Below are 9,298 nucleotides of genomic sequence, written 5' to 3' on the forward strand. Positions count from 1 at the left end.
AAAAGTAATTAGCTATGGTATTTGTCACAGCATTTATTGAAATAAAATGTTTTTCTGTTACAAGTACACCTAAAGGAATTGCTTCTAATTCTTGGCTTTCAGGATGTCTAGGAATTAACTCTATAATTGGAGAACCGCTAAAACCATCGATACCCCCATCTTTCCAACTTATATTATTCATTTCATACCAATTATAAAAACTATCGTATTTTTTAAATTTCCCATAGAATCCCCTTGATTTGGAAACACCACTAATTGGTGCATATTCTTCATCATAAATTATTTCTTTAGATACACTAGGGAAACCTAAAGTTCGAAAATTTCCATTTAGTTCAATTGTTTGTTCTAAAATAAAATCGACACAGTCTTGATTGAGTATTCTTAAAGCTCTTTTTCTAAGAGTTTTATAATTTTCAGGCGTAGTCCTTTCAATTACTCCAACAATAATATCCTCCATATTTTGATCCCCTGAATCTCTATATTTTGTTTCTAAAAAGCACTCAAATTTTATTGCTAAAGAACCAGCTTCGGCTGAGCTTTTATAAGGGATCTTAAGTGTTCCTAGAAATTGACCTGTAGAATCAGATTTTAAACAATGACGCGCTGTAACAAAAAAAATATCATCTTCAAATTGAGGGAAATAAACAAAAAAGCCTGTCCCACTAAAAAAAGGATGTCCATCTAATTCTAAAATAATAGGTACAACGCTATCATGTGGCATATTTTGTTGAATTATATTCATAATGTTTAAATCTTAAAAACTATAGTTAGAACTACTAATATATAGATTTTTTCCATTTAAAATTTACTGAAAAAGCAAAAACAAGAGTACCCCAGAGTTATTTTTAGCCCTATTTAACATAATGGGCATTATGCGAAATACCTCTTTTAAATCTTCTATTTTTCAATAGTTTAACTGTTTTACATAATTCAAAAAGACCGCAAAAAGCCGCTTTTGAAACAAAGCGGATTTTTTTTAATCAAGTTTGATATATTTTGCCTATTGTTTTGGCTAAAAAATCAGCAAAAAGCATAATCCCATACAAAAATTAAGCCTTTCAGCGCAAAATTTATCCCCATTTCCTGCGGACAACTCTTGGGATAAATCTTAATCAGTCTTGTACGCTTGGGCGCACAATGATTTAGGGTTTTGGCGAATAGGCTGAGCCTAAATAATTTTCTATCATACAAACATAGCGAGCAGGATGCTCCAGATAAGAATAAAACGGAACAACAAGGAATGTTAAAGGTTCGACAGGAGTTAAACCTAAGCATCAAATACGAAAAACCCCGACAGGATGTCGGGGTTTTTTATTGCCTAAATAATTAAGCCAAACTTTCTTTTACAAACGTTGGATCAACAATAAATAATCGAATTAATGATGTTGCTGCACCAGAAGGTCTTCTCACACCTTGTTCCCAAGATTCTAATGTACGTCTGGAAACACCAAGGAGCTTAGCAAACTGTTCTTGTGTCAGTTGTGCCTTTCTACGTGCTAAAGCTACATCTGTTTCAGTAATTACTGTTTTTTTTGCAGCATTATTCGCAAGCATATCATCTATGCCTTGTAAGATTTCAGCTTCAATATCTCTTGTTGCTTCAAAGGCTTCCAATTCTTTTTCAGTCATTAAACGAGTCATTTAATTTCTCCACCAATGCTTGAAGGGTTTTCTTACTAAGCTGAACAGTTTGCTTTTTACTGTACAGGGTTAATAACCAAATCTCTCCATTTGTTAAACGATTAAAGTAGATGACTCTAACACCACCACTTTTACCTCTCCCACCACTCGTCCATCTAATTTTACGAATACCGCCTGAATTAGGCTCTACATCACCTGCTTCAGGATTTAATGCCAAGAATGTTTTAAACTCTTCGTATTCTTCTTCAGACCAATAAACAAGACAGTATTTAGTAAATAATGGGGTTTCGCATATTGTATACATTGCTTATATTCATACTACCTTGTAGTAATTTATCTTATACTACTTTGTAGTGTTTTTAAATGACTTCTAATAAATTGTGCTAATTTCGCATAAGAGATTTTATGTTAAATATGAGGATAAAGGTTAGATTTATTCTAGAAGCTGGTAGTGTTCACTGCTTTGGTTAGGATTGGATAAAAATATGATAAACTATTGGTTTTTAAAAAGAGATTTTATAGATGGAAACTAGTTTTGATAGTTATTTAAAAGAAAGTGTTTCTGAGAGCTGGAAAAAAACAGGAGAACCATTTTTACTTAGTTCCATTGGTTCAAAATTCACTAAAGAGGAAATTAAACAAAATACTGGTGGCTTATCTATTACTAACTGGATTCGCAATAACCTGGACTCATTAGATTTAAAAATTGTTTCACATCCAACCCAAAAAGAGAAAATAGGTCTGATACCTAAGAATCAAAACTACTCTTATGAAACAAATGAAATTAGTGTAATTAGGACTAATCTAACAGATCGTGAATTAACATTATCTTTTATTGAACTGTTACAAAAAAAATGTACACCTAAAGAGCTAGAAGAAATTAACTTACCTTTAAAAGTATTAGCAAAACTGTTGTAAAAATAATATGTTAAAGATAATTAATTTGTTTAAAAAACATCACAATGAAATGTTGAAAAAAAGTGAAAGATCTTTTTTTGACCCTACGGTTTTAACAAAATATTGTCCTTCTTTTAGTATTGAATACTTGGATTCTGAAGATTTTAGTGGTGAAGATTTTATAGATAAATTACATGATTTATGTGTAGATGATCTTACTTATATTCTTATCTTTAAGGATGAACGAATTCAACTTAATGAAGAACTATATAAGAGTATATTTATTGGGAGTATTGATGTTTCTCTACAAAATATCTCTAATGCGCTTATTGCTAGCCAAATAGCCAAAAGATTAAAACAATTTAACATTGTTAAAGCTAGTTTTAGTACAGCTGATGAAATAGAACTAATGAGATTACCATTCAGATCTTTTAAATCTGAAATTTTAGAACGTTTAAGATTAACAATGGTGCATCTAGATCCACATAGTTTTAATGATGAATTTGAGGGATGTATTAGAGATATTAAAAGAGTTCATAGAAAGCCCATGAAAAGAGCTCAATCTAAAAAAAGATATTTCATAGATGAAAAAGCCTTACATTTTGAGTTGGGAAAAGAGTTACATGCACGTCATGAAACAGGTAATCCACATACAAAGTTATGCGATCTAAATGCAAGGTATAGATTTGGGTGTGCGATTGATCCAGTTAGGCATTACAATGCATGTAATGAAAATAGCTCTTCTAATTTATTAAGCTTAAACTTATTTGATTGCCACAAGGCTATAAGAAATATAGTTAATCGCACTCATATAAACATATTTTCAAACGATCATATAGCATAAAGGCCCAAGAAGGGCCTTTACATTTATATCTTATAGCATATTCACTATTTACTTACTTAGGTAAGTCCTTTTAGTAAATGCTATTTATCAACGAATATAAAATTTTTGACTATCTGGGGTTGTCCCCCAATGACCATCTCGCAATCTAACAAAAACAACTCTTCGTCATACAGTGACGGGGTTGCCCCCCCTAGATCATCTCGCAGTACATTCAAAAACAACTCTTCAGATACAGTAAAATTCTATATGTTGATTTAGAACCTTTAGAAGAAAAATGATCTAAAGGAAGATAATTTTTTTATACAACAAACGTATATACGCCGATTATAAACCATAATTTGCAATTATATTAATAATTTCAGTTTTATATTGTTAAAAAAGACAATAATTCTATTTTATTACTATGAAGAATTCCTAAAATTAACATAATACGCCTTATGCGAAATGTATTAGAAATGGGAGCTAAAAGCTCCCATTTCTAATTTTACTCATAACTAAAAATTTCAATAAAAAAATATACGCTCAAATTTAATTTAGACTATAAGGAATCAATACGAAAATAAGGCTTAAGCCATGAATAGTCTCAATCTCCACCAAAAAATAAATCGAATAAAAAATGAAATTATTGACCCACAACAACTAGGCAAAATGAGTTATCGCCTATCAACCCACCAAAAATTTGTCACCTGGTACCATAGCCAATACGAAAGTAATTGGTTTTGCCTAAACTGTGAAAAAGATGATGAAACTGTGATGGATCCAACCACCCAAGATGTTTCATTTGAAAAGCAAAATATACAATGCCAAAGATGTGGCATCAGTGACCCACAAGGCAGCTTAGTATCAACTAAAATACAAGATCGAGAGGCATGGAAATCAGCTCAATCTATTGTGTCACATAGCTTTGACCGTGAAACCATAAAGGCTACTGAAAAAAGATCCAGAGAACGCTTTGAACGGATACAGTCCGGAGAAACCACAATTGAAGATGAAGAAACGGTACTACTCATGCAGTGGCGTGCCTTAAATAATCTGCTTAAAAGCCAGGACTAAAATCATTATCCGGATCATGATTCCTAATCTTGTCAGGAGTGACTGCCTTTTCTCTCATTTGCAAAGGTACACGCTCGATAACTTGCCGTTGCATGAATGCCAACTCTTCATCGATAGCGACTATCTGAATAACTGAATTCTTTAACAGTTGGCCTAGATCACTTAAGTATTCTAATTTCTCAAGTCGATCGAAGGATTCGGTATTCAATAAGTCTATATACGTCTGTAAATCATGCTGAATCAACCTAAAAGGTTCGGTCATTTGCTGATCATGTAATAAGGTTTGCTGCATCTTTTGTTGTAAAAACAATAATTTTTCATGAGCATACCAACGCTGCCGTGTCCGTGGTGTTTCAGCTTGCGTGCTCAATTCTTCAATCTCTTGACGATTTTTTAATTCAGCCTCGTAAAATGGACGATACAACTCATAATTATTTTCAGCACGTAACCGATTAATTTCAGCAGTCATTCTTTCCCGTTCGGCAACTAACGCTGGCTCTTTCTCACGCGCAAAACGGACGGCCTTATTCATCACAGGAACATCCTTCAGCTGTGTGCCATGCTTCTTGTTGTATTCCTTGTTGGATAAACAACTGACCAAGCTAGGAACTTTTACCTGAATTCCCTTTATTTCCACCATCTTGGTCGGGGCATAACGCATGAGACTGTCATTAATCAGCTCTTCAGTCTTCTGCCGATACAGCTGCAGCTGCGCTTTCCCCATCCCCAACACATCTGCAGTCAGCTTTTGCGCGCCTCCTTTCTGCGGATCCTTTGAATTATAACGCTTAAAAAACTGCTCAGCTGGACGATCAATCCCATCCACATGCCGTTCACTATACATAAAATGCAAATGCGGTTGCTCTTGCCCACCCAACGATCCAACATGATTATGAATGGCACAGCTAAATGGATAACGATAGCGATCGGCAAACTCAGTAATAAACGCCTCAGCCAACTCAATCCGCTGCGCCTGGTTCAACTCTTTCGGTAAAGCCACCACCAAACTGGAACAGGTACGACCATTACTGCGTTCAAACACATCGGCAGCTTGCCAAAACTCAGCCGGATTTCCTTCAGCAAAATTTGGCAGATTGCCGGATCTCACAAACTCAATCTGTTCTGAAGCCGATTCCTTATAATTTTTAAAGTGCGAAGTCCGGGTAATGTAGTGAAACCGGTTCTTGGCGGTGGCAGCATTTTTTACTTTTCCCGATCGTGTCTGAACTGCTTTTTTTACAGTGTGTTCCAGATTGCAATAAAACATTATCCCACCTTCAAATTCACGGAGCCTCGCAGAGCCTGCGGAGCACGAGGAGAAGTGTTTTTATTTCAGTATAATTCGAAGAAATTATACTGAAATAAAAACACGGAAACGAGCTTAAGAATTAAATATAATGTTCCCACATTTTATTTAATTCTTCCCATGCCGGCCTATGCTAAACTGAAAACACAAAAACCTCACCCATTTTATGCTGGAGAATGCGATGGCGACCCGTGGAAGACCTGCGAAAATACTCACCTCAAATGACCTCACGACATTGCAGCAATTCCTGGAGAAACTTCCCTTCCTCAAGAAGAAACAACAACAGGCTTTGACCCTACTTCAGCACTCCAATGGCAGATTCAATGACAAACAACTCAGCCTGTTCAAAACAGTCAACCGGGAGAAAAATCAGTTTCTAATAAGACAGGCACTCATTGAACAAATCAAACTAAAGGACAAAAACCAACAGCCCCTCTTGGCCAACGAAATTGAAATTCTGACCTTACTCAATCAAGCAATGGATCAGGATAATTTCTTCCGCCTAGATCGTGCCCTAGAGTCTTATCAGAAAATTGAAAAAGCAGCCCTAGACAATCGAATCCGGCTGGAGAATGAACACAAACGTGAATTTTTGCAGAAAAGCCACAAAGAACTGACAGAAGCCCAGAAAAAACGCAATGCAGAAAACCAACTCAAATACGCGATAGGAGGTGTAGTTCAATCGCTTTATAAAGACCTCGATCTTCAGATCCAGCACAGTGATATTCCCCTACTCAGAGATGTCCTCCTACAGAGCATTATTTGGGAAAAAGCCATTAAAGAAACCACAATCTATAAAGAGATCCAAAACAACACCGAAGATATCAAGGAAGAAACAAAATTATTCCAGCGTATGCTTGAAGATTTGCCAACCTATAAAATCAATGGGAAAGATTTTCACAAGGTACTCATCCAAAAGCACCGTATAAAGCCATAAAATGCGATTACAGCCTGTTTTTGGCTAAATCCTATATTCCTTACATAAAAAATGTAATCAGGGCTAAAAATGCGAAATAAGCCCTTTTACATTTCACCCTAAATGAATCCTTAATTTATTAACTAAGAAATGTTCTTAAAAATCCAATTAAATACCTAAAAGGTATCTATAGAGCGAGTGTCTACGAGCGACACAAAGAAAAGTCGCGCCTAGACCCTTTGAAAAACCGCTTTTTAAGGCTGTATAGCCTAAAAAAGCATAAATCAAATGCTAAACCTGGTTTCTAGATCGAGCATAGCGAGCAAAAAGCTTTATGAGCGTAGCGAATTCATTATGCTCTTGCCTTTGCTTTTGCTCTTTTTAATTTCACGGAAACATGAACCAAAAAATTGCCCCTAGAATCGAGCGAAAGCGAGATTCAATAGAGTTTGAGCGTAGCGAAAACATAGGGCAATTTTTAATGTTTTATGTTTTTAATAATTTTTAATAATTTTTAAAAGCTTTTAGCTAAGCTGAAAGCTATATATATCAATACATACAACCTTAATACCACACCAAAAAGTCACCTATACCACACCAAAAAGTCACCTATACCACACCAAAAAGTCACCTATACCACACCAAAAAGTCACCTATTTACACCATAAACCAAGGATGGTGTAATAACACCAAATAAAATTATGGTGTATTTAATGCCTACAAATGAATTAGTAGTAAAAGACAATGCATTAATTAATGCTAGCTATAATCTAGACACTGTAGAACAACGACTCATTCTGCTTGCTATTTTACAGGCAAGGGAAACGAAGACTGGTATTGATGCAAATACAAGATTACGTATTCATGCTAGTGATTACATGGATCGGTTTAATGTAAATAAACATGCTGCTTACAAAGCCTTAAAGACTGCTGTTACTAATTTATTTGGTAGACAATTTAGCTATCAAACTATTGATGAAAAAACAGGAAAGCAAAAAAAAGTAATATCTAGATGGGTTCAAAATATTGCTTATATTGATGATGCAGCTACATTAGAGGTTACATTTACATTAGATGTTGTGCCACTAATTACACGCCTAGAACAACAGTTTACGAGCTATCAACTTAAACAAGTAACACAGCTTACAGGAAAGTATGCCATTCGTATTTATGAATTATTAATAGCTTGGCGAGAGGTTGGAAAAACTCCAATATTTGAAATTGCAGATTTTCGTTCAAAATTAGGTCTTGGCATTGATGATTATCCAAGAATAGATACTTTTAAAAGACGTATTTTAGAATCTGCAATTAAGCAGATTAATGAACATACAGATATTATTGTTAAAGTAGAACAGCATAAGGAAGGTCGTTCTATTTATGGGTTTTCATTTTCGTTTAAGCAAAAAAAACTGACAAAAAAACAATTAGAAGCAAGCAAAGACCTAGATCCATTAGAACTTTGTTTAAAAATGACAGACGCCCAACGTCACTTATTCGCTAATAAACTTTCAGAACTTCCTGCAATGAGCCAGTATTCTCAAGGTACAGAGACCTACCCTCAATTTGCTATACGTATTGCTGAGATGCTGAAAGATCCAAATACCTTTAATGAACTATATCCTTATTTAAAAATGGTTGGCTATCGCTAACTTGATGATGTAACGTTACATGTAAACATAATGTTTATTTTTATACAGATTTTTACTTGGGTTACATAATGAAAGCTTTATCAGTTATTGAATTAGCTCAGCTCTATGGAATGAATCGACAAAGTATTTATAAGCGTATAAATAAAGGAGATTTATCTAAAAATAGTGATGGTAAAATAGACTTATCAGAAGCTATAAGAGTATTTGGTGAGCCATCAGAAAAAAATAACAATGTAACTACGTTACAGTCTAGCTCGGTACAAAAAGAGACAGAAGTAGACATGTTAAAACAACAGGTAGATATACTAAAAAAACAATTAGAACTTGCACATGATCGTGAGGTATTTCAAAGAGAACAGTTGGAGGCTAAAGATAATCAAATTGAAGCTATGCAACGCTTATTAGAAGCACCCAAAACGAATATGACTATGTTTACCGATCAAAAATCTGAACCTGATATAGCACCATCTATCGACCCCAAAGTAGATATAGCTGTAACTGAAGAAAAAATAGCATCTACACCAGAGTCTATTGAAAATCCACATATTCCAGGATCAGAACACATTGAAGAAAAGCCAAAAAGAAGAGGTCTATTAGGGCGTTTAGCAAAAGCTGTTTTTGACAACTGATTGTTCACTGGTGCTAATCAAAACTGTGGAACAATGATTAAATATTAGGCGTGAAACGTGCCAAATGAAGGGATTGCCACCTTGTTGCTATATGATTCAAGGTGGCAAATGCTAATGTACTGATTTTATAAGACAAAATCATTACATTTCGCATAAGGCGTATTATGTAAACTTAATATAAACCTTTATTAGCATTTAAAATTATACTTCCTCAGGAATCTCGTTTCTAACTTCTAAAAAGTAATTAGCTATGGTATTTGTCACAGCATTTATTGAAATAAAATGTTTTTCTGTTACAAGTACACCTAAAGGAATTGCTTCTAATTCTTGGCTTTCAGGATGTCTAGGAATTAACTCTATAAT

10 protein-coding genes are annotated in these 9,298 nt (G+C 34.5%); 6 read left to right on the plus strand and 4 right to left on the minus strand.

Features of this window, described 5'->3' with window-relative positions; genetic code table 11:
- The 3 genes from HUS24_RS16820 to HUS24_RS16830 form a co-directional block, all read right to left on the minus strand.
- A partial coding sequence (locus HUS24_RS16820) for a hypothetical protein (RefSeq protein WP_173913107.1) occupies positions 1 to 742 on the minus strand: 742 nt, incomplete at its 3' end.
- A 584-nt stretch (positions 743 to 1,326) separates the two neighbouring features.
- On the minus strand, positions 1,327 to 1,641 hold the full coding sequence (locus HUS24_RS16825; RefSeq protein WP_173913108.1) for a DNA-binding transcriptional regulator: 315 nt from the start codon (positions 1,639 to 1,641) through the stop codon (positions 1,327 to 1,329).
- Positions 1,622 to 1,945 (minus strand): transcriptional regulator, encoded by a 324-nt coding sequence (locus tag HUS24_RS16830; protein ID WP_173913109.1) that lies wholly within the window; start codon positions 1,943 to 1,945, stop codon positions 1,622 to 1,624. Before HUS24_RS16830 ends, HUS24_RS16825 begins: the two co-directional genes overlap by 20 nt.
- A gap of 218 nt (positions 1,946 to 2,163) precedes the next feature.
- On the opposite strand from HUS24_RS16830, the gene HUS24_RS16835 reads away from it, so the two are divergent.
- From HUS24_RS16835 to HUS24_RS16845, 3 genes are all read left to right on the plus strand, one after another.
- A complete protein-coding gene (locus HUS24_RS16835; RefSeq protein ID WP_173913110.1) occupies positions 2,164 to 2,559 on the plus strand; it encodes a hypothetical protein in 396 nt (131 codons plus the stop codon).
- A 7-nt stretch (positions 2,560 to 2,566) separates the two neighbouring features.
- Positions 2,567 to 3,382 (plus strand): hypothetical protein, encoded by an 816-nt coding sequence (locus HUS24_RS16840; protein ID WP_173913111.1) that lies wholly within the window; start codon positions 2,567 to 2,569, stop codon positions 3,380 to 3,382.
- 573 nt (positions 3,383 to 3,955) lie between these two features.
- On the plus strand, positions 3,956 to 4,435 hold the full coding sequence (locus HUS24_RS16845) for a hypothetical protein (RefSeq protein ID WP_173913112.1): 480 nt from the start codon (positions 3,956 to 3,958) through the stop codon (positions 4,433 to 4,435).
- On the opposite strand, the gene HUS24_RS16850 is transcribed toward HUS24_RS16845, so the two are convergent.
- Positions 4,419 to 5,702, minus strand: a complete 1,284-nt coding sequence (locus HUS24_RS16850; RefSeq protein ID WP_173913113.1) for a MobA/MobL family protein — start codon at positions 5,700 to 5,702, stop codon at positions 4,419 to 4,421. The genes HUS24_RS16845 and HUS24_RS16850 overlap by 17 nt on opposite strands.
- 220 nt (positions 5,703 to 5,922) lie before the next feature.
- Between HUS24_RS16850 and HUS24_RS16855 the strand changes: the two genes are divergently transcribed.
- The 3 genes from HUS24_RS16855 to HUS24_RS16865 all read left to right on the plus strand — a co-directional run bounded on the left by HUS24_RS16855 (position 5,923) and on the right by HUS24_RS16865 (position 8,935).
- Complete coding sequence (locus tag HUS24_RS16855) at positions 5,923 to 6,678, plus strand: hypothetical protein (protein ID WP_173913114.1); 756 nt, start codon at positions 5,923 to 5,925, stop codon at positions 6,676 to 6,678.
- Between the two features lie 692 nt (positions 6,679 to 7,370).
- On the plus strand, positions 7,371 to 8,306 hold the full coding sequence (gene repM, locus HUS24_RS16860; RefSeq protein ID WP_173913115.1) for a replication initiation protein RepM: 936 nt from the start codon (positions 7,371 to 7,373) through the stop codon (positions 8,304 to 8,306).
- Between the two features lie 68 nt (positions 8,307 to 8,374).
- On the plus strand, positions 8,375 to 8,935 hold the full coding sequence (locus HUS24_RS16865; RefSeq protein WP_173913116.1) for a plasmid replication DNA-binding protein: 561 nt from the start codon (positions 8,375 to 8,377) through the stop codon (positions 8,933 to 8,935).
- The last annotated feature ends 363 nt before the right edge of the window (positions 8,936 to 9,298 follow it).

It is taken from the genome of Acinetobacter sp. Marseille-Q1618 (assembly GCF_902809855.1).
Lineage (GTDB): Bacteria > Pseudomonadota > Gammaproteobacteria > Pseudomonadales > Moraxellaceae > Acinetobacter.